The organism is Mycobacterium heidelbergense (assembly GCF_050205645.1).
Classification (GTDB): domain Bacteria; phylum Actinomycetota; class Actinomycetes; order Mycobacteriales; family Mycobacteriaceae; genus Mycobacterium; species Mycobacterium heidelbergense_A.
Map to the genome: position 1 here is coordinate 96,121 of NZ_JBNMQT010000012.1, position 21,688 is coordinate 117,808.

Genomic DNA, 21,688 nt, shown 5'->3' on the forward strand with positions numbered 1-21,688 from the left:
GGCTCACATCCGGAAGACGCCGAAGTTCGACGTCCCTTTGATCGGGCCATTGGCGATGGCGGACAAACACATTCCCAGTACCGTGCGGGTGTCGCGCGCGTCGATGACGCCGTCGTCGTAGAGCATCCCGGACAGCACCAACGGCAGTGACTCGGCCTCGATCTGTCCTTCGACGGCGGCCCGCATCGCCGCGTCGGCTTCCTCGTCGACCTGTTCCCCGCGGGCCTGGGCGGCCGCGCGCGCCACGATCGACAACACGCCCGAGAGCTGGGCGCCTCCCATCACCGCGGCCTTGGCGCTGGGCCAGGCGAACAGGAATCGGGGGTCGTAGGCCCGCCCGCACATGCCGTAGTGCCCGGCGCCGTATGACGCGCCGATCAGCAGCGAGATGTGCGGGACGGTCGAATTGGACACGGCGTTGATCATCATCGAGCCGTGTTTGATCATGCCGCCCTCTTCGTAGTCCTTGCCCACCATGTAGCCGGTGGTGTTGTGCAGGAACAACAGTGGCGTGTCCGAGCGGTTGGCGAGCTGGATGAACTGGGTGGCCTTCTGCGACTCCTCGCTGAACAGGATGCCGCGCGAGTTGGCCAGGATGCCGAGTGGGTAGCCGTGCAGCCGCGCCCAGCCGGTCACCAGTGATGACCCGTACAGCGGCTTGAACTCGTCGAATTCGGAGCCATCGACGATGCGGGCGATCACCTCGCGCGGGTCGAACGGAATGCGCAGATCCGGCGGAACGATGCCGATCAGCTCCTCGGCGTTGAACAGCGGCTCGATCACGGGACCGGGCGCCGGACCCTGTTTGACCCAGTTGAGCCGGGCGACGATGTGCCGCCCGATCCGCAGTGCGTCCAGCTCGTCGACGGCGAAGTAATCGGCCAAACCCGATGTGCGGGCATGCATTTCGGCACCGCCCAGAGACTCGTCGTCGGACTCCTCGCCGGTGGCCATCTTGACCAGCGGCGGACCGGCCAGGAACACCTTCGAGCGCTCCTTGATCATCACCACGTGGTCGGACATGCCGGGGACGTAGGCGCCGCCCGCGGTGGAGTTGCCGAACACCAGCGCGATGGTGGGGATGCCCGCCGCCGAGAGCCTGGTGAGATCCCGGAACATCCGCCCGCCAGGGATGAAGATTTCCTTCTGCGTCGGTAGATCGGCGCCGCCGGATTCGACGAGCGAAATGACCGGAAGCCGGTTCTCGAAGGCGATTTGGTTGGCCCGCAGTATCTTCTTCAGCGTCCACGGATTGCTGGTGCCGCCTTTGACCGTCGGGTCATTGGCGACGATCATGCATTCCACGCCGGACACAGCGCCGATCCCGGTGACCGTGCTGGCGCCGATCTGAAAGGCACTGCCGTAGGCGGCCAGCGGGCTGAGTTCCAGGAACGGGGAGTCCGGGTCGACGAGCAGCTCGATGCGCTCCCGGGCGGTCAGCTTGCCGCGGGCATGATGACGCTCGACGTACTTGGGCCCGCCGCCCCCAAGCGCTTTGGCGAACTCGGCCTCGATTTCGGTGAGCTTCGTGTTCGCCGCCGATGCCGCCTCGGCATAGGTGTCGGCCTTCGGATCGAGGGTGGACTTCAGCGTGGTCATATGGCGCCCCTCCTCTCCCCCGCAAGCGGGAGGTACCCCCACATCGCTGCGCTCCGCATCGTCGGCGGCGCGGTCATGATTGGAATCCCAGGGTCTTGGCGGCCAGTGCGGTGAGGATTTCGGTGGTTCCGCCGCCGATGCCGAGGATCCTCATGTCCCGGTATTGGCGTTCGACTTCGGATTCGGTCATGTAGCCCATGCCGCCGAACAGCTGAACGGCTTGGTTGGCAACCCATTCCCCGGCCTCTACGGCGGTGTTCTTGGCGAAGCACACGGAAGCGATCAGGTTGGTCTCGCCGGCCAATTGGCGCTCGACCACGTGGCGTGAGTAGACCCGGGCGACGTCGATGCGGCGGGCCATCTCGGCCAGCGTGTTCTGCACCGACTGGCGCGATATCAGTGGGCGGCCGAACGTCTCCCGGTCGCGGCACCACTGCACGGTCAGGTCCAGGCACCGCTGCGCGCTCGAATATGCCTGCGCGGCAAGGCCAATCCGCTCGGCGACGAAGGCCTGGGCGATCTGGGCGAATCCGCTGTGTTCGGCGCCGACCAGGTTGGCCCTGGGCACCCGCACGTCCGTGTAGGACAGCTCGGCGGTGTCGGAGGACCGCCAGCCCATCTTGTCCAGCTTGCGGGTCACCTCGAAACCGGGTGTGCCCTTCTCGACCAGGAGCAGCGAGACCCCGGCGGCGCCGGGGCCGCCGGTGCGCACCGCGGTGACGACGTAGTCGGCGCGCACCCCGGAGGTGATGTAGGTCTTCGCCCCGTTGACCAGATAGTGGTCGCCGTCCAACACCGCGCTCGTTCGCAGGTGCCCCACATCCGAACCGCCGCCGGGCTCGGTGATGGCCAGCGATCCGATCTTCTCGCCGGCCAGCGTGGGCCGGACAAATTCATCGATCAGCCGCTCGTCGCCGGATGCGATCATGTGCGGCACCGCGATTCCGCACGTGAACAGCGATGCATAGACGCCGCCGGGCGTGCCCGCCTGATGCATTTCTTCGCAGATGACCACCGCGTCGGCGCCATCCCCGCCACCGCCGCCGACCGCTTCGGGAAAGCCGGCGCCGAGCAGACCGGCCGCCCCGGCGCGGCGATGCAGGTCGCGCGGCAGGTCACCGGTGCGTTCCCACTCGTCGATGTTGGGCAGGATCTCGCGTTCTGCGAAGGAGCGCACCGTCTTTCGCAGCTGTTCGCGCTCCGGGGTGGTCCAGATGTTCACAGCAGCCCTTTCACAACAACACTGTCGGGATGTCGACGTGGCGGGCGCGCAGCCATTCGCCCAGCCCCTTGGCCTGAGGATCAAAGCGCGCGTTGTAGGCGACGCCCTGGCCCAGAATGCCGTCGACGACGAAGTTGACCGCTCGCAGGTTGGGCAGCACGTGGCGGGTGACGTCGAAGTCGGCCGTTTCTGGCAGCAGGTCCCTGAACAGTTCGACGGTCAGCGTGTTGGCCAGCCAGCGCCACTGTTCGTCGGTGCGCACCCAGACGCCGACGTTCGCCGAGCCGCCCTTGTCGCCGCTGCGCGCCCCGGCGATCCGGCCCAGCGGCACCCGCCGCGTCGGGCCGGGGGGCAACGGGTCGGGCAGCGGCGGGGGATCCGTGGGCACTAGCTCCAAAGTCTCAGTGGCGCAAGCGATGTCGGTGCGACTGCCGTCTGGGTGCACCGCGACGTGCGGCACCCGAGCCGCATCGACGTAGCCGGGCGTGAAAACGCCGTAGACCTGGCCGTCTCCCGGCGGTGCGGTCACGGTGAATCCCGGATAGCTGGCGAGCGCCAATTCCACTGCGGCCGACGAGAACTGGCGTCCGACGTTGGCGGGGTCGGGGTCGCGGACGACGCAGCGCAGCAACGCGCTGGCGGCTTCCTCGGTGTCGGCGTCGGCGTGGTCGGTGCGGGCCAGGGTCCATTCCAGTTCGGCGGGTTTGACGGTGAGCGCGGCCTCGAGCTGGCGACGCACCAAGTCGGCCTTGGCCTCGATGTCCAGTCCGGTGAGCACGAACGTCATGGCGTTGCGGAAGCCGCCGATGCTGTTCAGCGACACCTTCAGCGTGGGCGGCGGTGGCTCGCCGCGCACACCGCTGATGCGCACCCGGTCGGGCCCATCGGCGGACAGCTCGATGCTGTCCATCCGGGCCGTGACGTCGGGGTTGGCGTAGCGGGCGCCGGTGATCTCGTAGAGCAGCTGCGCGGTAACGGTGTCGACGCTCACCAGCCCGCCGGTTCCGGCGTGCTTGGTGATCACTGACGAGCCGTCGGCGTTGACCTCGGCCAGTGGGAAGCCGGCGTAGGTGAGGTCGGGTATTTCGGTGAAGAACGCGTAGTTGCCGCCGGTGGCCTGGATGCCGCATTCGATGACGTGGCCGGCCACCACGGCGCCGGCGAGTTCGTTGTAGGCGGTGCGGCCCCAGCCGAAGTGCGCGGCGGCGGCTCCGACGATCACCGAGGCGTCGGTGACCCGCCCGGTGACCACGACGTCGGCCCCGTCGGCGAGGCAATCGGCGATGCCCCACGCGCCCAGGTAGGCGTTCGCGGTCAGCGGTGTGCCCAGCCCCAGCTCGGCCGCGCGCGGCTGCAGGTCGTCGCCCTCGACGTGGGCTACCCGGGCCGCGATGCCCAGGCGCTCGGCCAGCGCGCGGATCGCGTCGGCGAGCCCGGCGGGGTTGAGGCCGCCGGCGTTGGCGACGATGCGCACCCCGCGGTCACACGCCTCGCCGAGGCAGTCCTCGAGTTGGGTCAGGAAGGTCTTCGCGTAGCCGCGTTCGGGGTGTTTCATCCGATCGCGCCCCAGGATGAGCATGGTGAGCTCGGCCAAGTAATCGCCGGTCAGGTAGTCGAGGTCGCCGCCGGTGAGCATTTCGCGCATCGCCGAAAGCCGGTCGCCGTAGAAGCCCGAGCAGTTCGCGATCCGGATGGGGCCGGCGCGAGAGACCATGCACACACTCCCTTCGATGGGATCGAGCCAACCAACCGGTAGGTCAGCATAGCCGGACGCCGACAGCAGCGTGAATACCAGCATGCTCCGGCCGCCTGGGCTCCCGAAACCCGCCGCGACACATAACCAGTTGTGACGACACGCCGAGGCAGACCGCACTGGTTTATGTTTCGGCGATGCTGGGCGTTGGCGCGGCGTCGCGCGGCGCTCGCGACGGGCGGCCATTTTGGCGCCCAGCAGGCCACCGACTATTCTGATAGGCAATCGTCGCCGCTCGGCCTAACTGCCATGCCGCGCGACGCACCCGATCCGAAGCCCCACCTCGAGGAGTAAGGCCCGCCCATGGCCACACCCAAGCGCCGGATGTCGCGCGCGAACACCCGAAGCCGCCGCGCGCAGTGGAAGGCCACCAAGACCGAGCTCGTGAGTGTGACGGTGGCAGGTCAGCAGCACAAATTGCCCCGCCGGCTGCTCAAAGCGGCCCGCCTCGGCCTGATCGACCTCGACCGGCGCTAGGGCCCGCGACCACCCTCACAGTCGCCACATCTGTACCTGTTCCAGCAGACGCACGATTTGCCCGCTTCACAGCGACAACTCCTGCGGCTAGCGCAGTTGTCGCGCTGAGGTGGGCAAAAAGGGCGTCCCCTCCCGGGCGGTTGCCGGTGTGACCTCTGTGACCAGATCGGTCTAAACCGGCGCGCCTCTCAGCCCGCTCTCAGACGCTAGGACGAAACTAGTGCCGTGCGGATTCTTGTCGTCGACGACGATCGCGCGGTGCGCGAGTCGCTGCGCAGGTCGCTTTCGTTCAATGGATACTCGGTCGAGTTGGCCCATGACGGGGTCGAAGCCCTGCACATGATCGCCAGCGACCGGCCCGACGCGCTCGTCCTGGATGTGATGATGCCGCGGCTGGACGGGCTCGAGGTCTGCCGTCAACTCCGCAGCACCGGTGACGACCTGCCGATCCTGGTGCTCACCGCGCGCGATTCGGTCTCCGAGCGCGTGGCCGGCCTCGACGCCGGCGCCGACGACTATCTGCCCAAGCCGTTCGCTCTTGAAGAACTGTTGGCGCGCATGCGGGCGCTGCTACGCCGCACCAAGCCCGACGACGCCGCCGAGTCGGTCGCCATGACGTTCTCCGATCTGACCCTGGACCCGGTGACCCGCGAGGTCACCCGCGGACAACGCCGAATCAGCCTGACCCGCACCGAATTCGCCTTGCTGGAAATGCTGATCGCCAACCCGCGCCGGGTACTCACCCGCAGCCGCATCCTCGAGGAGGTGTGGGGATTCGACTTCCCCACTTCCGGCAACGCGCTGGAGGTCTACGTCGGGTATCTGCGCCGCAAAACCGAAGCCGATGGTGAGCCGCGTCTGATCCACACGGTGCGCGGGGTTGGTTACGTCCTGCGGGAGACGCCCCCCTGATGGTCCGGTTCCACCACCGCCGGGGCGCACCGCTACGAGCAACCAGCTCGTTGTCCTTGCGTTGGCGAGTAATGCTGCTGGCGATGGCGATGGTGGCGATGGTCGTCGTGCTGATGGCATGCGCCGTCTACGCGGTGATCTCGGCGGCGCTCTACAGCGATATCGACAACCAATTGGAGAGCCGCGCACAGCTGCTGATCACCAGCGGATCGCTGGCCGCCGACCCCGGCAAGGCCATCGAGGGCACCGCCTATTCCGATGTCAACGCGATGCTGGTGAACCCGGGCCACTCGATCTACACCGCCAACCAGCCCGGCCAGACGCTGCCGGTCGGCACGGCCGAGAAGGCCGTGATCCGCGGTGACTTGTTCATGTCGCGGCGCACCGCCTCCGACCAACGGATCCTGGCCATTCACCTGCCCAACGGCAGTTCGCTGCTGATCTCCAAGAGCCTCAAGCCGACCGAAGCGGTCATGACCAAATTGCGGTGGGTGCTGCTGATCGTCGGGGGGATCGGTGTCGCCGTCGCCGCGGTGGCCGGGGGAATGGTCACCCGCGCCGGGCTGCGCCCGGTGGCCCGGCTGACCGAGGCGGCCGAGCGGGTGGCCCGCACCGACGACCTGCGTCCCATCCCGGTGTTCGGCAGCGACGAATTGGCAAGGCTCACTGAGGCATTCAACTTGATGCTGCGGGCATTGGCCGAGTCGCGGGAACGCCAGGCGCGGTTGGTCACCGACGCCGGGCACGAATTGCGCACCCCGCTGACCTCGCTGCGCACCAACGTCGAGCTGCTGATGGCCGCGATGGAACCGGGGGCGCCGCGGCTGCCGGAACAGGAGATGGTCGATCTGCGGGCCGATGTGCTCGCGCAGATCGAGGAATTGTCCACTCTGGTAGGCGATTTGGTGGACCTGACCCGGGACGACGCCGGCCAGGTGGTGCACGAAACCGTCGACATGTCCGAGGTCATCGATCGCAGCCTTGAACGAGTCAGGCGGCGGCGCAACGACATTCACTTCGACGTCGATGTGATCGGATGGCAGGTCTACGGCGACGCCGCCGGGCTGTCGCGGGCGGCGTTGAACCTCATGGACAACGCGGCCAAGTGGAGCCCGCCCGGCGGTCATGTCGGTGTCACGATGCGCCAACTCGACCCCTCACACGCCGAGCTGGTGGTCTCCGACCGTGGGCCGGGGATCCCGCCGCACGAGCGTCGGCTGGTGTTCGAGCGGTTCTACCGGTCGACGACGGCGCGGGCGATGCCCGGTTCGGGATTGGGGCTGGCGATCGTCAAGAAGGTGGTCCTCAACCACGGCGGGCTACTGCGTGTCGAAGACACGGTTTCGGGAGGACAGCCGCCGGGAACATCGATTTACGTGCTGCTCCCTGGCCGGCCGATGCCGGTTTCGACGGAACCCACGCCCGCTTCCGACGCTACGACCGACTCCGTCGTGACGGTGCCCGGAGACGGAGCGAACTCTCGGGGTTCGGCGAACGTTATCTCAGTGGACTCTCAGTCGGCGCGGGCAAGGTAGTTGCAGTTACTGTTGGAAATCGAGCCAAGTCGAGCCGACAAACGCCCAATTAGAGGAAGAGCGACTTAGCGACATGACGAATGACCCGAGGTATTCGCCACCGCCGCAGCAGCCGGGATACCGCCCGCCTAATCAGCCGGTGCCCCCCGCTTATGCCCAGGGGCAGCAGCCGCCGTACAACCAGCAGTTGGATTGGCGCTATCAGCCGTCGCAGCCCTCGCAGCCGACGCAGACCACGCAGTTCCGTCAGCCCTACGAGCCATTCGGCGGTACCGGGCCGGGCCCCATACCCGGAGGCACCGGGCCGGGTCGGATACCCGGGGGGACGGGTCCGGGCCCGATTCCCGGCGGCACCGGTCCGATCGGGATGCTGCCCCCGATGCCGCCCCCACCCCAAAAGCGTTCGCGCGCTGGCCTATTGACGGTCGGGGCGGTCGCGATCGCGGTGGTGTCGGCCGGCATCGGCGGCGCCGCCGCAACGGTCGTCGAGCTGGGCACGCATTCCACGAGCGGCGGCGGCACCGGGCTGATCCCGGGGGCCGCGCCCAGCATCCCGGCCGCGAACATGCCGCCCGGCAGCGTCGAACAGGTCGCCGCCAAGGTGGTGCCCAGCGTCGTCATGTTGGAGACGGACATGGGCCGCGCCTCCGAAGAGGGCTCCGGCATCGTCCTGTCGGCCGATGGGCTGATCCTGACGAACAACCACGTCGTCGCCGCTGCAGCCAAGCCGCCGAACGCCCCCGGCGGGCCGAGTGCACCGGCTGGTCCGCCACCCAAGACGACGGTGACCTTCTCCGACGGCCGCACCGCGCCGTTTACGGTGCTCGGCGCCGATCCCACCAGCGACATCGCCGTGATCCGGGTGCAAGGCACGTCGGGGCTCACACCGATCTCGATGGGCTCCTCGTCGGATCTGCGCGTGGGCCAGCCGGTGGTGGCGATCGGCTCACCGTTGGGCCTGTCGGGCACGGTGACCACCGGAATCATCAGCGCGATGAACCGACCGGTATCGACGACCGGCGAGTCGGGCAATCAGAACACGGTGCTGGATGCGATTCAGACCGACGCCGCGATCAACCCGGGGAACTCCGGCGGTGCGCTGGTCAACATGCAGGGTCAGCTGGTCGGCGTCAACTCGGCGATCGCCACCCTGGGCGCCGATTCGCCCGACGCCCAGAGCGGATCGATCGGCTTGGGCTTCGCGATTCCGGTCGACCAGGCCAAGCGCATCGCCGACGAGTTGATCAGCACCGGCAAGGCCACACATGCCTCGCTCGGCGTCCAGGTGACCAGTGACAAGGCCACCCCGGGCGCCAAGGTGGTCGATGTCGTGCAGGGCGGCGCCGCCGCGACCGCCGGAGTGCCCAAGGGCGTGACCGTGACCAAGGTGGACGATCGCCCGATCAACAATGCCGACGCGTTGGTCGCCGCCGTGCGGTCCAAGGCGCCCGGCGACAAGGTGTCGCTGACCTTCCAGGATCCCGGCGGTGGCAGCCGCACCGTGCCGGTCACGCTCGGCAAGGCGGATCAGTGATGAGAGTGGATGAACCGCTGTCGGAGCTCGGATATACGGTGGCACCCATGGAAACGGGTGCGGAGTTGGTAGTCGGCCGGGCTCTGGTCGTGGTGGTCGACGATCGCACCGCCCACGGGGACGAGGATCACAGCGGTCCGCTGGTCACCGAGCTGCTGACCGAGGCGGGATTCGTCGTCGACGGTGTGGTGGCGGTCGCGGCCGACGAGGTCGAGATCCGCAACGCGCTGAACACGGCGGTGATCGGCGGGGTGGACCTGGTGGTCTCGGTCGGCGGGACGGGTGTCACGCCGCGCGACGTCGCGCCGGAGGCCACCCGCGACATCCTGGATCGCGAGATCCTGGGCATCGCCGAGGCCATTCGCGCCTCGGGGCTCGCCGCGGGAATCATCGACGCCGGCTTGTCACGCGGGCTCGCCGGCGTGTCCGGAAGCACGCTGGTGGTCAATCTCGCCGGTTCCCGTTATGCGGTCCGCGATGGGATGGCGACGCTGAATCCGCTTGCCGCGCAGATCATCGGGCAGCTGTCGAGCCTGGAGATCTAACCGGTTGTCTCAAGGTTCCGCTGCGAGCCGACCCTCCGGTCATGACCGGCAGGGGGACGGCTCGGTCTTCGGCGCCGAATCGGCTCAGAGGTCAACCGACGGGCCGGACTCGGACGTCGACGAGCACGAGCAGTGGTTGCGTGAGAACGTGCCCCCACACCACGGTTGAGCAGAAGATTCGACCGAGGTTTTATGTTTGCCGGCATCACGGCGCGGTCAACCTTTGATGACCAATCGTCCGGGAAATGTGTGACAGCGCCTAAATGAACGTACCGTCTTCTCGGGCGGCGTCACGTTGCTCCGCAATGGGCAATACGGGAGGTGTGCACGTGTTAAAGGGATTCAAGAGTTTTGTGATGCGCGGTGACGTGATCACCGTGGCCATAGGTCTGGTCGTGGCCCTGGCCTTCTCGAACCTCGTAAAGGCCTTCACCGACAGCGTGATCAATCCGCTGGTCGCCGCCGCGCAGCCCGGTACCAAGTTCGGATTGGGCTGGCAGCTCGGCGATGCAGGCAACAAGGCGACTTTCCTCGACATCGGATCGTTCATCTCGGCGATCATCTACTTCGTCGTCTTCATGACGGCCGTCTACTTCATGATCGTGGTGCCCTACAGGCACATCCAGGCCCGCCGTGGGGTCACGGTGTTCGGGGAGGAACCGGCGACCAAGGCATGTCAGGAGTGCATGTCCGACATCCCCGACGCCGCGCACAAGTGCAAATACTGTGCCAGCCCCCAGGACTCGGCCGCCTGATCCAGAGGCAGTGACAGTCAATGCAGGGTGAGGGTTACCGCTTGACCCAACGCGGAGCCTGCCACCGTGTTCGCCACGCGAGCCGGCAGTGCAACCAACACCACGCGGTCGCTGTCCGCAGCCTGGACCTTCTGCTTGGCAGAAACGAGCACGACGACGGCGTCAGTTGCTACCACTTTGGTCACGGCCGGAGTCCCCGCCGGTGTGTCGGTGGCCGGGGCGGTCAGCACGTCGACGACGTCGCCCACGCGCAGGAGGTCGATCAGGGCGCTGTCCGCCAGGTGCAGCGGCACGATGCGGGCGCCGGGCCCGGCGATCGAATCGGCTAGCCGGCTGCCCAGCACCCGAACGTCCGTGAGTACCTCGCCCCGCCGCGTCGGGCTGGCCAGCATCGCGCCAACCACGGCGCCGAGGTTCGCTTGGGATCCGTCGGGAACCGTTGCGGCCAAACGCTTTTCGATCCGGAGGTCGTCGGGGGTCAAGGCGGCGCCGGGGGTGAGGTCGCGGGCGGCGACGACGACGTCGACGCGGTCACCGTCGGGGTTCGACCGCAGCGCCGCGACGCCGGCCAGCGCCACGAGTCCGCCCGCGGCGACGCGGCGGGCGACCACCGTCCGGGTCCAGTCCGGTCGCAACGACGCCGACAATCGGTGCCATAGCGTCGGATTCAGCGATGAGTGGCCCACGCGGCAACGCTAGGCGCAGCGCTGCGGGCGCGATGGCGCCGGCGAAACCCGGCTGTGGATAACCCGTTAGGTCGAGGCGGCGGCGGTGGACGGAGTGGAGCTCGCGCTGGATTTCTCGCTGGAGCCGTTCTTCTCGCTCGGCGCCGAACTCGACCCGTTCTTGTCGCCCGAGGCCGAACTCGAGTCGCTGGTCGACGAGCCGTTGGTCGACGTCTTCGCCTTCTGGCCGGTCTCGCGGCTGTCGGTGCGATAGAAGCCGCTGCCCTTGAACACGATGCCGACGGAGTTGAACAGCTTGCGCAGCCGTCCGGAGCACTGCTCGCATGTCGTCAGCGTGTCGTCGGTGAAGGCCTGCACGATGTCGAAGCGGTTGCCGCACTCGGTGCATTCATAGCTGTAGGTCGGCACTTATAACCTCCGTGAATGTAAGCCTCGTTAGCACTCTACATGCTCAAGTGCTAGAACCACCCTGTGAACTGTCTCATTCCCTGGTGGGAGGCAGCGCGACGAGACCACCCCCCGGCGTGAGTACGTGGGTCATCGGCACGTCGTGCGGCTCGGCGGGCAACTCGTCGACGAACTCCGTGTCGCGGACCATCGCGATCAGCCGCGCTTGCGGGTTCCGGCCGTCCAGCGACCGGTCATAGAAGCCGCGGCCGCGGCCCAGCCGCGCGCCCCGACGGTCGGCGGCAAGGGCCGGGACGATCACCAGGGCGGCCTCGGCCAGCGCCGACTCCGGCAGCCACGGCTCGGGCGGCTCGAGTAGGCCCCAGCGGCCGGAAACCAGTGCGCCCGGACGATATTCGGCCCACCGCAGCCGCATCGGGGTGCCGTCGGCGGTGGTGCGCGCGATCGGCAGCAGCACCCGTACTCCCCGGCGCAGCATCGTGTCCAGCATGTCGATCGAGCCGGGTTCGGTGTCCACCGGTACGTACGCGCAGACGGTGCTGCCGTCGCTCACCACGAGCTCCAGCCGCTGGGTAAGCAGTCGGGCCTCGGCGACCCGAACCTCGTCGGCAACACGTCCCCTGGCCGCCAGCAGCTGTTGCCGCAATGCGGCCTTGCCTGGGGTCGCCATGGCTCAACGATGACAGCCCGGCCTGTCGCGCCGCCACACCGAGGCCGCACACCCCGTGGGGACTATGGTGTGAACGATGTCACGCCCAGAAAACCCGGTCCCGTTCACGGCGATCGTCCCCGCGGCCGGCCTGGGCACGCGCTTCCTGCCGGCGACCAAGACGGTGCCCAAGGAGCTGCTGCCCGTCGTCGACACGCCCGGCATCGAGCTGGTCGCGGCCGAGGCGGCCGGTGCCGGCGCCGAGCGCTTGGTGATCATCACCTCCGAGGGCAAGGACGGCGTCGTCGCGCACTTCGTCGAGGACCTGGTGCTCGAGGGCACGCTCGAGGCGCGCGGCAAAAAAGCCATGCTGGACAAGGTGCGCCGGGCGCCGCAGCTGATCAAGGTCGACTCCGTGGTGCAGGCCGAGCCGCTTGGATTGGGACACGCGATCAGCTGCGTGGAGCCCACGCTGACGGCCGACGAGGACGCCGTCATGGTGCTGCTGCCCGACGACCTGGTGCTGCCGACCGGCGTGCTGGAGATCATGTCGAAGGTGCGCGCCGACTACGGCGGCACGGTGTTGTGCGCCATCGAGGTGACGCCCGAAGAGATCAGTGCCTACGGGGTTTTCGACGTCGAGCCGGGCCCCGGCGACAACCCGGACGTGTTGAAGGTCAACGGGATGGTCGAGAAGCCTAAGCCCGAAGACGCGCCGTCGATGTATGCCGCGGCGGGCCGCTACGTGCTCGACCGCGCCGTCTTCGACGCGCTGCGCCGCATCGACCGCGGGGCCGGCGGTGAAGTGCAACTGACCGACGCGATCGCGCTGTTGATCAAAGAGGGCCATCCCGTCCATGTCGTCGTGCATCGCGGATCTCGACACGACTTGGGAAATCCCGGCGGCTACCTCAAGGCTGCGGTTGACTTTGCATTGGATCGTGACGACTACGGCCCGGAATTGCGGCGGTGGTTGGTGGCGCGATTGGGCCTGACCGAGCAGTAGCGGGCCCGGCGACGCACGGTCCCGTCAGGCTTGAGGGCAGAGAGGCGCGCTTGTGCGTTCTGTGGAGGAGCAGCTGGCCCGGATAACGGCGGCCGCGGTGGCCCCGCGGCCGATACGGGTCGCTATCGCCGAGGCGCAGGGGTTGATGTGCGCCGAAGAAGTGGTCACCGAAAGGCCGCTGCCGGGGTTCGATCAGGCCGCGATCGACGGCTACGCGGTGCGCAGCGTCGACGTGCTGGGCGTCGGCGAGGTGGGTATCGAGGGATCCCTTGACGAATCGGGCGAGCCGCTGGCCGACGAGGAGGCGCGCGACGGGCTGGTCCTGCCGGTGATGGGAACCATCGAAGCCGGCGCCCGTACCCCCAGCCGGCTGCAGCCCCGGCAGGCCGTCCGGGTGCACACCGGCGCCCCGCTGCCCACGCTGGCCGACGCGGTCCTGCCGCTGCGGTGGACCGACGGCGGAACCTCGCGGGTGCGGATTCTGCGCGGCGCGCCGTCGGGCGCCTATGTGCGCCGCGCCGGGGACGACGTGCAGCCCGGCGACGTCGCCGTGCGCGCCGGAACGATCATCGGCGCGGCCCAGGTGGGGCTGCTGGCCGCGGTGGGCCGGGACCGGGTGCTGGTGCACCCGCGCCCGCGGTTGTCGGTGATGGCCGTCGGCGGCGAGCTGGTCGATATCACACGGACGCCGGGCAACGGGCAGGTCTACGACGTCAACTCCTACGCGCTGGCGGCCGCGGGCCGTGATGCCGGCGCGGAGGTCAACCGCGTCGGCATCGTCAGCAACGACCCCAAGGAGCTTGGGGAGGTCGTCGAGGGTCAGATCAACCGCGCCGAGATAGTCGTGATCGCCGGCGGGGTCGGCGGCGCGGCGGCCGAGGCGGTGCGCTCGGTGCTGGCCGAGCTCGGCGAGATGGAAGTGGTCCGGGTCGGCATGCACCCCGGATCCGTCCAGGGCTTCGGGCAGCTGGGCCGCGAGGGCGTGCCGACGTTTCTGCTGCCGGCCAATCCGGTCAGCGCATTGGTGGTCTTCGAGGTGATGGTCCGGCCGTTGATCCGGCTGTCGCTGGGCAAGCGGCAGCCGATGCGCCGCATCGTGCAGGCGCGCACGCTGTCGCCGATCACGTCGGTGGCCGGGCGCAAGGGCTATCTTCGCGGTCAGCTGATGCGGGATCAGGACACCGGCGAGTACCTCGTGCAGGCGCTGGGCGGGGCCCCGGGCACGTCACATTTGTTGGCGACGCTCGCCGAAGCCAATTGTCTGGTTGTGGTTCCCAGCGGGGCCGAGCAGATTCGTACGGGTGAGATCGTCGACGTCGCCTTCCTGGCTCAGCGCGGCTGAGTGCAACGTCTGCCCCCGCCCGTGAATCTCTTGCGTACCAATGCCCGGCATCCCGGTTGGCCCTTGGACGTTGGGCCGCTGCGGGTAGCTGCGGGCGTGGTCCGGTTGCGGGCCGTGCGGATGCGCGACGGCGTGCAGTGGAGCCGCATCCGGTTGGCCGATCGCGCGCACCTGGAGCCGTGGGAGCCCAGCGCCGACGGCGATTGGGCGACCCGGCATGCGGTATCGGCATGGCCCGCGTTGTGTTCCGGCCTGCGTTCGGAGGCCCGCAAGGGGCGCATGTTGCCGTACGTGATCGAGCTGGACGGGCGGTTCTGCGGGCAGCTGACCATCGGCAACGTCACCCACGGGGCGTTGCGTTCGGCGTGGATCGGCTACTGGGTACCGCGGTCGGCGACCGGCGGCGGGGTGGCCACCGCGGCGTTGGCGTTGGGTCTCGACCACTGCTTCGGTCCGGTCATGTTGCATCGCGTGGAGGCCACCGTGCGTCCGGAGAATGCCGCGAGCCGGGCCGTGCTGGCGAAGGTCGGCTTCCGGGAAGAGGGATTGCTGCGCCGCTACCTGGAGGTAGACCGCGCCTGGCGGGACCACTTGCTGATGGCTATCACTATCGAAGAGGTGTACGGGTCGGTGGCCTCGACCCTGGTCCGATCGGGGCACGCGAGTTGGGCGTAAGCGGGGGTTCGCGGGTGTGGCTAGCGCGACACGAGTGACGTTTGGTGCTTGTAGGGTGCAAATTACAGGTGTGTAATTGTGCTGGTCGCTGCGACCCGGCCGCGCAGGCCGCCGATGAGCCTCGCGGGGGATCCAGGCCAGAAGGAGCAGGTCATCATGCCAAGCATCCCGCAATCGTTGTTGTGGATCTCGCTCGTGGTGCTGTGGCTGTTCGTTTTGGTTCCGATGCTCATCAGCAAACGCGACGCTGTGCGCCGCACCAGCGACGTCGCGTTGGCGACGCGGGTGCTCAACGGCGGCCGTTCTCGTCTGCTCAAGCGTGCTGGTCCGGCCGCGGGTCACCGCAGTGACCCCGATTGGAAGCCGGAGGAAGACGTCGCTGACGAGGACTTCGCCGACGACGACGAGGACGCCGAGACCGAGGAGTTCCCGGATGCACGCCCGGTGGTCCTGAAGGTCGAGGTCGCCGAGGAGACCGAGCCCGACTACCTGGATGTCGACGTCATCGAGGATTCGGGCGCCCTTCCGGCCGGCGTCAGCGCCGAGGTCGCCGATCCCGTCGACGAGACCGACGCCGAGGATGAAGAGGGCGACGACGACGAGCAGGACGACTTGGACGACCGGTATGAATACGTCGAGGACTCTTCTGGATTGGAGCCGGAAGAGGATCCCGAAGACGACGCGGAAGCGCGGGCGGCCGTCGCATCCCCGGGCTTACGGCGGCAGCGTCGATACGACTCCAAGACCGCCGCAGCAGTCAGCGCCCGCAAATACGCCTTCCGCAAGCGGGTGCTGATGGTGATGGCCGTCGTCTTGGTCGGATCGGCGACCGCCGCATTCAAAGTGTCGCCGGTCGCGTGGTGGGTGTGCGGCAGCGCCACCGCGGTGACAGTGCTCTACCTCGGGTATTTGCGCCGGCAAACCCGCATCGAGGAGAAGGTGCGTCGCCGCCGGATGCAGCGGATGGCCCGTGCGCGGCTCGGCGTGGAGAACGCATACGAGCGCGAGTACGACGTGGTGCCATCGCGGTTGCGGCGCCCGGGCGCGGTGGTGCTGGAGATCGACGACGAGGACCCGATCTTCGAGCACCTCGACTACGCGATGCCCATGCGGAACTACGGGTGGCCCAGGGACTTGCCGCGAGCCGTCGGCGAGTAGTCCCTGGCGATGCTGGTGCCGCCCCGGAACTGGTAGCCTGCTAGCGATCAGGGGCTATGGCGCAGTTGGTAGCGCGACTCGTTCGCATCGAGTAGGTCAGGGGTTCGAATCCCCTTAGCTCCACAACGTTTGGCCAGTTCAGGGCGTTAGAGCCGCATCACGGGTCCGCAAGGCCTTTCAGATTCTCGTCGAAAATCACCAGACGAAGTGTGCGCTGGACATCGGCGTGCAAAGGGGCCACCAGTCTCGCTGCTCTGTGATTGAGGTCGTGGGTAATGGACTCTGCAGGGGATCGAAGATGGCAGGATGTCGCTTTCACGGAAGTGCGGGATGAGTCGGTGGAGAAGTTGACGAGTTGGTCGCCGAAGAGGCGTTTCGTCTGGGCGTTGACCTGCATGCTGCTCATCGTCTGTGGGGCGGCAGCCGCTGTCTGGGTGGTGCGGCAGAACCATTCGCACAACGATTGTGCTGCAGTCGAACAGCTTGGGCATCAGTGGATCGCGATGGCGAAATCAGTTACTGCGTTAGAAAACGGTGGGGCAGAACACGAGGACCTGATTGCCATTGCCGACAAAGAATCGTCAATGAGTGAGGCTATCCGCGCAGCAGCGGGTTCGGTTGCCAGCCAAGCATTGAAGGATCAACTGGAAAAATGGGCACAAGGCACCGCGTTGTTAGCAAAGAGCCAGCGGGACTCTGCTAACAGCCCGCCGCAATTGAAACAGTCGCCGAGCGAGGATGTCGATTACTACCGTGCGGCCGTGATGACACACGAGGCCACGGCAGCCTTGCTTCGAGCGTGTCCCAACATGCCACGCGTACCACCCAGCTAACTAGAGCTGCGCGCGACCGCGACCGCGGTTGCTTCAAATGATCGCGGGTCGAGCCCGAACGGTTCATCAATCACGGCCTGGTGAAGCGGCGTGGCCCACCGCAAAGACGGGCGCTTCAGCCGGGCTTTCCGGCGGCGACGAATTGCAGCGCGCGCTGCGTCTGCTGTTCGATGTCGACCAGGCCGGCCGAAGAAAACAAATCGACAAAGGCTGATCGGTCGAACATCGTGAGTCCGATTGCACGCGCGCCGGCCGTCAGCGCGTGGCGGATCGGCGCCACCTCGCGGGCATAGCTGGTGAGGATTGCGATGCGGCCCCCACGCTTGAGCACTCGCATCATCTCGCGGGCAACCCCGAACGGCTCGGGCATCAGATACAGCGCGCCGAAACAGCAGACAGCGTCGAACGTTTCATCGCCGAACGGCAATTTGCGGGCATCGCCGCGGACATAGCACGTCCGTGGCCCGCTGTTGTCGAGCACGGCCCGAGTCAGCATCGGCGCCGAAATATCGAATCCCACGGCAAGGCCGCCATCCGGTAGTTGCTCGGCGAGCGGCGCTGTGAAATTGCCTGGGCCGCAAGCGACATCGAGTAATCGCTGAGCGGTAGGCAGGCGCAGGGCCGAGGCCGCACGCTGTTGCTCGGCGCGGTGGGTCACGCCGCTGGCGAGGTAGAAAGCGGTCGGACGCCATAGCCGCTCGTACACGGTCGCGACGAACGGACTGTTCATTGCGCGCTGAGCAACCGTCGGGACCGGAGAACTCGTCGATTCCCCCAACACATCGAGGAAGCCGTGCCGCAGCACGGCGGTCTCGTCGAGGAGACCACGGGTCAACTCGACCGGATCCTGGCTCATCTGCTGGCTTTCGTCGTGCGGCGAGGGATGACGCTGCCAGGCTAGTGGGCGGCATCGCCGGGCCGGTGGCCCCCGGGTGCGCCAAAGCTGGCCTCGCAGTGATAATCATTTTCATTCCATGACTTACTCCGTGATGTTTGTTGCCGGGGGGACCCGATGAGCGCCGCGCGCGTACTGCGCGTCGGCTCCATGGAAGTACTGGTCTTCGGTTTGGTTGTGTTCGCGATCGCCGGGACGTGGCTGCGCGCCAACGTCGCGCGCAGCGACACGTTGGCCACCGCGGGCACCGTGTTCTGCGGCGTCTTCGTCCAGGCCCTGCCCTTCCTCGGATTGGGAGTTCTGGTCAGCGGATTGATCGCGGTGTTCCTGCCACCCGAACGGCTGGTGCGGTGGTTGCCCCGCCGTGCCGCGTCGGCAGTCCTCGCCGCCGGCTTGGCCGGGGCGGCGCTGCCCGGATGCGAATGCGGGTCGGTCCCGGTGGCGCGGCGTCTGTTCGGCGATGGCGGAGCGGCGGGAGCGGCCGCGCTGACGTTCATGCTCGCCGCGCCGGCCATCAATCCGGTTGTGGTGGTCGCGACGGCCGTCGCGTTTCCCGGCCAGCCGAAGATGGTGATTGCCCGGGTGGGCGCATCATTGCTCACCGCCGTTGTGATGGGTTTGGTGTGGTCTCGTTGGGGTCGCACCGACTGGATCACCCGCCGGCTACCGCCGAACGCGACGCACGCATCGGCAACGGGATCCAGGTGGCAGCAGTTCAGCGAGGTGGCTCGGCAGGACTTTCTGCAGGCGGCGGCGTACCTGGTCATCGGGGCGGCGGCTGCCGCGGCATTGCACGTCGCGGTGCCATCGCGGGTTTTCGAGCACGTGGGCGCGCACTTGATTCTCGGCGTCATCGTGATGGCGGCCTTGGCGGTGATGCTGGCGGTGTGCTCGGAGGCCGACGCGTTCGTAGCCTCCAGCCTGACGATGGTTCCCCTGGTCCCGCGACTGGTGTTCCTGGTGGTAGGCCCGGCCGTCGACGTCAAGCTGCTGGCGATGCAGTCCGGCATGTTCGGGCGGGCGTTTGCCGCCCGGTTTGCCCCCGCCACGTTGGTGGTCGCCGTCGCGGCGGCCACCCTGGTCGGCGTCCTGCTGCTGGGTGCTTCGGCATGAGGCGCGAAACCGAGAACACCATCCTGCTGCTGGTAGGCCTGAGCATCGGGATGATCACGCTCACCGGCGCGTTCACCCGCTACGTCAAGCCAACGCTGTTGCCCTGGCTGGCGCTTACCGCCGTCCTCACCATCGGGTTCGCGCTCGCGGCGATCATCGGCGACATTCGCCGCGGCGGGCCGGGGCACGACGGGCACGATGCGGACGGTCATTCCCACCGCACCGGCGTGGTGTGGCTGCTCGCCGTGCCAATCGTCGTGCTTATCTTTGTCACGCCTCCGGCGTTGCGTCCGCAAGCCGCCACGCGGGTGACAAACGTGTCCAATGACGTTCTGCGCCATGGGTTTCCGCCGCTGCCGCCCGGACGCGCCCCCGATGTCTCGCTGCCCGACGTGGTGATGCGGGCGGCCAACGACAGCTCGGGGTCGCTGACCAACCGGCTGATCACGGTGACCGGATTTGTCCTCAACGAACCGGGCGGGGTTGACCTCGCCCGCATCGTCATCATTTGTTGTGCCGCCGATGCCCAACTGGCCCGCATCCATCTACGCGATCACGACGGCGCCGCCCTTCGGTTCGCCGACAACACCTGGCTGCGAGTCGAGGGTGAGGTGACCCCAGCAGTGCGGCAACCCCACACCGCGCCGATTCCGACGCTGCGGACCGTCGCGGTCACGCCGGTGAATCCCCCGGCGAACCAGTACGCCTGAGCCGGCAAAAAGGGCAACACACCTGCGGGTTCGTTGATACGCTGTGCCGGTTCCTTCGTGACAAAGTGCTGTTTTGGCACGCCGGGACGGACTTTTCGTGAGGTACTCGTCGCGAATGCGTACTTCATGGACAGTGATTCACCGCAACGATGGGGTAGCACGTGGCGAGCGTCGTGTCTCAGCAAGTCGCCGACGACCGCGATGGCGGGACGCACGCCGGCCCGCTGAGCGAACCGCGTCGAAAGAGAATGTCCATGGCAGGCCCTCGCATCCGCGCCCGCGCGCCGCTGCGGATCTCGTTCGCCGGAGGCGGCACCGACGTGCCACCGTTCCCGGCGACCGAAGGCGGCTGCGTCCTATCGGCGACCATCGACCGCTACGCGCAGGGCTCCCTGACCCCGCGCACCGATCGTGTCGTCACCGTCGAGTCGGTGGACTTCAAGACCACCACCGAGATGAGCCTCGACAGCGAGATCCTCTACGACGGCAGCCTCGATCTGATCAAGGCTGCGGTGCGGCGGTTCGGCCGCGACGGCACGGACGGCTACGACATGGTGCTGCGCTCGAGCGCTCCGCCGGGCTCGGGGCTGGGCTCGTCGTCGACGATGATGGTGGCGCTCACCGGCATGCTCGCCGAGCACTACGGCGTCCCGATGGGCGAATACGAAACCGCCCAGCTGGCCTGCGCCATCGAACGCGAAGATCTGGGCATCACCGGCGGCATGCAAGACATGTACGCCGCGACGTTCGGCGGATTCAACTTCATCGAGTTCACCGATCGGGTAATCGTCAATCCGCTGCGCATCCGCGACGAGATCGCCTACGAGCTCGAGATGAGCCTGCTGCTGTGCTTCACCGGCATCACGCGCGACTCCGCACGAGTGATCGACGACCAAACACGCCGCGCCACAACGGGTGCCGACGACACGCTCGCGGGACTACGCGCCCAGAAGGAACTCGCCGTCGCCATGAAGGCCGCGCTGCTGACGGGCAAGCTCACCGATTTCGGAGCCCTGCTCGGCGAAGCGTGGACCCAGAAGAAACGCATGTCGCCCTACATCACCAACGAGCGCATCGACGAGCTCTACGACCTCGCCCTGAAGAACGGCGCACTGGGCGGCAAGATCACCGGCGCGGGCGGTGGCGGCTACATCCTGCTGTTCTGTGACTTCGCCAAAAAGCATCGTCTCATCGAAACCCTCGAGTCCGCCGGGGCCTCGATCACCGAATTCGCCTTCGAGAGCAAGGGATTGACCACATGGCTGGCATGAGCATGTCGGACGTCGTCCCACCCAGCGCGGCGACAGTCCAGGAGAGATTGGCCGACACGATCGCGGTCAAGCGACAGATGCTGGACGGGGATTTCGCGGCGCAGACCGTCGAGGTGGCACGGGCGATGATCGATTCCCTGCGCTCGGGCGGAAAGGTGATCTTCTTCGGCAACGGCGGGTCGGCGCAGGACGCCGGACACCTGGCCGCAGAACTCATGGGGCGCTTCGCTTTTGACCGCCCGGGTCTTGCCGCGATCAGCCTTCCCGACGCCACGGCGGCGATGACGGCAATCGGCAACGACTACTCCTACGACGAGGTGTTCACCCGCCAGGTGCTGGCCGCCGGCCGCCCGGGAGATGTGGTCGTCGGCCTCAGCACGTCGGGCAATTCACCGAACGTCGTTCGCGCGCTCGAGGCGGCCGGCCAGGCCGGGATGACGACCGTGGTGCTCACCGGCGCGCGGGGCGGGAAGGTGGCCGACCTTGCCAAAATCTGTATCCGGGTGCCGAGCAACGACACCGGGCGCATCCAGGAGGCCTGTCTGCACTTGGGTCACACGATTTGCGAAATGGTTGAGGCGGCACTGTTTTCCCGACCCGCCTGAGGCCG

General features: G+C 67.5%; 23 protein-coding genes and 1 tRNA gene. 16 read left to right on the forward strand and 8 right to left on the reverse strand.

All coding sequences use genetic code 11. From position 1 onward, the window contains the following. Positions 1–3 precede the first annotated feature (3 nt). From ACQI5H_RS15745 to ACQI5H_RS15755, 3 genes are all read right to left on the reverse strand, one after another. A complete protein-coding gene (locus tag ACQI5H_RS15745; protein WP_427080280.1) occupies positions 4–1,599 on the reverse strand; it encodes an acyl-CoA carboxylase subunit beta in 1,596 nt (531 codons plus the stop codon). A 73-nt stretch (positions 1,600–1,672) separates the two neighbouring features. Then, positions 1,673–2,821 (reverse strand): acyl-CoA dehydrogenase family protein, encoded by a 1,149-nt coding sequence (locus tag ACQI5H_RS15750; protein WP_427080281.1) that lies wholly within the window; start codon positions 2,819–2,821, stop codon positions 1,673–1,675. A 10-nt stretch (positions 2,822–2,831) separates the two neighbouring features. Further along, a complete protein-coding gene (locus tag ACQI5H_RS15755; protein ID WP_427080320.1) occupies positions 2,832–4,514 on the reverse strand; it encodes an acyclic terpene utilization AtuA family protein in 1,683 nt (560 codons plus the stop codon). Between the two features lie 363 nt (positions 4,515–4,877). Between ACQI5H_RS15755 and rpmF the strand changes: the two genes are divergently transcribed. The 6 genes from rpmF to ACQI5H_RS15785 all read left to right on the forward strand — a co-directional run bounded on the left by rpmF (position 4,878) and on the right by ACQI5H_RS15785 (position 10,332). Further along, positions 4,878–5,051 carry a 50S ribosomal protein L32 gene (gene rpmF, locus ACQI5H_RS15760; protein WP_076057591.1) on the forward strand — a complete coding sequence of 58 codons (174 nt, stop codon included), beginning with the start codon at positions 4,878–4,880 and terminating at the stop codon, positions 5,049–5,051. 225 nt (positions 5,052–5,276) lie between these two features. Then, positions 5,277–5,963: a two-component system response regulator MprA gene (gene mprA, locus ACQI5H_RS15765; RefSeq protein WP_427080282.1), complete on the forward strand. Its 687-nt coding sequence runs from the start codon at positions 5,277–5,279 to the stop codon at positions 5,961–5,963. After that, entirely contained in the window at positions 5,963–7,498 is a 1,536-nt protein-coding gene (locus ACQI5H_RS15770) for an ATP-binding protein (protein ID WP_427080283.1), read from the forward strand. The genes mprA and ACQI5H_RS15770 overlap by 1 nt, the downstream gene beginning before the upstream one ends. A 73-nt stretch (positions 7,499–7,571) precedes the next feature. Continuing rightward, positions 7,572–9,032 (forward strand): trypsin-like peptidase domain-containing protein, encoded by a 1,461-nt coding sequence (locus ACQI5H_RS15775; protein ID WP_427080284.1) that lies wholly within the window; start codon positions 7,572–7,574, stop codon positions 9,030–9,032. Next, on the forward strand, positions 9,032–9,577 hold the full coding sequence (locus tag ACQI5H_RS15780; RefSeq protein WP_076057587.1) for a MogA/MoaB family molybdenum cofactor biosynthesis protein: 546 nt from the start codon (positions 9,032–9,034) through the stop codon (positions 9,575–9,577). The genes ACQI5H_RS15775 and ACQI5H_RS15780 overlap by 1 nt, the downstream gene beginning before the upstream one ends. A 329-nt stretch (positions 9,578–9,906) precedes the next feature. Then, on the forward strand, positions 9,907–10,332 hold the full coding sequence (locus ACQI5H_RS15785) for an MscL family protein (RefSeq protein ID WP_427080285.1): 426 nt from the start codon (positions 9,907–9,909) through the stop codon (positions 10,330–10,332). Positions 10,333–10,349: 17 nt separating this feature from the next. Here ACQI5H_RS15785 and ACQI5H_RS15790 read toward each other — a convergent pair whose 3' ends face one another. The 3 genes from ACQI5H_RS15790 to ACQI5H_RS15800 form a co-directional block, all read right to left on the reverse strand. Continuing rightward, the gene (locus ACQI5H_RS15790) at positions 10,350–11,018 is read right to left on the reverse strand and encodes an SAF domain-containing protein (protein ID WP_427080286.1); all 669 of its coding nucleotides are present in this window, start codon (positions 11,016–11,018) and stop codon (positions 10,350–10,352) included. Positions 11,019–11,084: 66 nt separating this feature from the next. Continuing rightward, positions 11,085–11,426 (reverse strand): FmdB family zinc ribbon protein, encoded by a 342-nt coding sequence (locus tag ACQI5H_RS15795; RefSeq protein ID WP_427080287.1) that lies wholly within the window; start codon positions 11,424–11,426, stop codon positions 11,085–11,087. A gap of 73 nt (positions 11,427–11,499) precedes the next feature. Continuing rightward, entirely contained in the window at positions 11,500–12,096 is a 597-nt protein-coding gene (locus ACQI5H_RS15800; RefSeq protein WP_427080288.1) for a 5-formyltetrahydrofolate cyclo-ligase, read from the reverse strand. 76 nt (positions 12,097–12,172) lie between these two features. Between ACQI5H_RS15800 and ACQI5H_RS15805 the strand changes: the two genes are divergently transcribed. The 5 genes from ACQI5H_RS15805 to ACQI5H_RS15825 all read left to right on the forward strand — a co-directional run bounded on the left by ACQI5H_RS15805 (position 12,173) and on the right by ACQI5H_RS15825 (position 16,379). After that, the gene (locus tag ACQI5H_RS15805) at positions 12,173–13,081 is read left to right on the forward strand and encodes a UTP--glucose-1-phosphate uridylyltransferase (protein ID WP_427080289.1); all 909 of its coding nucleotides are present in this window, start codon (positions 12,173–12,175) and stop codon (positions 13,079–13,081) included. A 52-nt stretch (positions 13,082–13,133) separates the two neighbouring features. Next, positions 13,134–14,423: a gephyrin-like molybdotransferase Glp gene (gene glp / locus ACQI5H_RS15810; protein WP_427080290.1), complete on the forward strand. Its 1,290-nt coding sequence runs from the start codon at positions 13,134–13,136 to the stop codon at positions 14,421–14,423. Between the two features lie 21 nt (positions 14,424–14,444). Next, positions 14,445–15,098 (forward strand): GNAT family N-acetyltransferase, encoded by a 654-nt coding sequence (locus ACQI5H_RS15815; protein WP_076246148.1) that lies wholly within the window; start codon positions 14,445–14,447, stop codon positions 15,096–15,098. A 156-nt stretch (positions 15,099–15,254) separates the two neighbouring features. Next, complete coding sequence (gene sepX / locus ACQI5H_RS15820; RefSeq protein WP_427080321.1) at positions 15,255–16,256, forward strand: divisome protein SepX/GlpR; 1,002 nt, start codon at positions 15,255–15,257, stop codon at positions 16,254–16,256. A 50-nt stretch (positions 16,257–16,306) separates the two neighbouring features. Further along, a tRNA-Ala gene (locus ACQI5H_RS15825) sits at positions 16,307–16,379 on the forward strand. A gap of 34 nt (positions 16,380–16,413) precedes the next feature. Here the strand turns inward: ACQI5H_RS15825 and ACQI5H_RS15830 are convergent. Continuing rightward, the gene (locus ACQI5H_RS15830) at positions 16,414–16,653 is read right to left on the reverse strand and encodes a hypothetical protein (RefSeq protein WP_427080291.1); all 240 of its coding nucleotides are present in this window, start codon (positions 16,651–16,653) and stop codon (positions 16,414–16,416) included. Here ACQI5H_RS15830 and ACQI5H_RS15835 point away from each other — a divergent pair. Beyond that, entirely contained in the window at positions 16,652–17,089 is a 438-nt protein-coding gene (locus ACQI5H_RS15835) for a hypothetical protein (protein WP_427080292.1), read from the forward strand. The genes ACQI5H_RS15830 and ACQI5H_RS15835 overlap by 2 nt on opposite strands. A 115-nt stretch (positions 17,090–17,204) precedes the next feature. Here the strand turns inward: ACQI5H_RS15835 and ACQI5H_RS15840 are convergent, their stop codons facing one another. Next, positions 17,205–17,747: a class I SAM-dependent methyltransferase gene (locus tag ACQI5H_RS15840; RefSeq protein WP_427080293.1), complete on the reverse strand. Its 543-nt coding sequence runs from the start codon at positions 17,745–17,747 to the stop codon at positions 17,205–17,207. A 354-nt stretch (positions 17,748–18,101) separates the two neighbouring features. Between ACQI5H_RS15840 and ACQI5H_RS15845 the strand changes: the two genes are divergently transcribed. The 4 genes from ACQI5H_RS15845 to ACQI5H_RS15860 all read left to right on the forward strand — a co-directional run bounded on the left by ACQI5H_RS15845 (position 18,102) and on the right by ACQI5H_RS15860 (position 21,683). Further along, complete coding sequence (locus tag ACQI5H_RS15845; RefSeq protein ID WP_427080294.1) at positions 18,102–19,097, forward strand: permease; 996 nt, start codon at positions 18,102–18,104, stop codon at positions 19,095–19,097. Beyond that, positions 19,094–19,807: a TIGR03943 family putative permease subunit gene (locus ACQI5H_RS15850; RefSeq protein WP_427080295.1), complete on the forward strand. Its 714-nt coding sequence runs from the start codon at positions 19,094–19,096 to the stop codon at positions 19,805–19,807. The genes ACQI5H_RS15845 and ACQI5H_RS15850 overlap by 4 nt, the downstream gene beginning before the upstream one ends. Before the next feature lie 254 nt (positions 19,808–20,061). Next, positions 20,062–21,078: a GHMP kinase gene (locus ACQI5H_RS15855; protein ID WP_427080296.1), complete on the forward strand. Its 1,017-nt coding sequence runs from the start codon at positions 20,062–20,064 to the stop codon at positions 21,076–21,078. Continuing rightward, on the forward strand, positions 21,066–21,683 hold the full coding sequence (locus tag ACQI5H_RS15860; RefSeq protein ID WP_427080297.1) for a D-sedoheptulose-7-phosphate isomerase: 618 nt from the start codon (positions 21,066–21,068) through the stop codon (positions 21,681–21,683). Before ACQI5H_RS15855 ends, ACQI5H_RS15860 begins: the two co-directional genes overlap by 13 nt. The last annotated feature ends 5 nt before the right edge of the window (positions 21,684–21,688 follow it).